Source organism: Citrobacter sp. TBCS-14 (assembly GCF_005280805.1).
In the GTDB taxonomy this organism is placed as follows: domain Bacteria; phylum Pseudomonadota; class Gammaproteobacteria; order Enterobacterales; family Enterobacteriaceae; genus Citrobacter; species Citrobacter gillenii.
Map to the genome: position 1 here is coordinate 1 of NZ_SZWM01000265.1, position 610 is coordinate 610.

Consider the following 610-nt stretch of genomic DNA (forward strand, 5'->3'; position numbering starts at 1 on the left):
ATTCACCGCAGCAGTCCATGCCTGATTAAATGCCTGATGCTGCGCCGCCAGCGGGCCAATCAGCGTATTGTACTGACTGGCCTGTTGTGAGGTTGGGAACTGGATGCCGTTGGCGACAAAGCTCACCTGCGTATCCTGCTGCGCGATAAAATCGCCTACCTGCACCAACTGCTGCGTGAAAACTTGCGCGGCTGGGATCAGCGGCTGTAACGCCTCTGCCGGTGCGGTCACGACTTTGCTGTAAACCTGATCAAAGACAGGTTTCAGGTCATCACCCTGCTTCAGCGCGCCATGGGCAGCATCTGCCTGTAGCTTCGCATTCTGCAACTGTTGTCCTAACACACCCAGCGCTCCATTTGNCTGTTGTCCTAACACACCCAGCGCTCCATTTGCCTGACGCAGCGGTTCACGCTGAGTCATATAATCCTGAGGAACACGGATTGCATTTACGCTATCAACAACCGGGCGCAGACCGGAGTCCATTGCCTGATTAACCTGCTGTGAATAGCCATAAAGAATCGCGTAATCGGACACAAACGGGCCAAACTGTTTTTTCTGATCGGCAGTCAGCGTCGGTAAACGCTCTCCGCTACGCATTGCAGTATTCTGC

1 protein-coding gene is annotated in these 610 nt (G+C 54.2%); it reads right to left on the reverse strand.

Translation table 11 applies throughout. The annotated features are described in order from the left end of the window. A partial coding sequence (locus FDX22_RS12415) for a DUF3053 domain-containing protein (protein WP_146717269.1) occupies window positions 1-610 on the reverse strand: 610 nt, incomplete at both ends.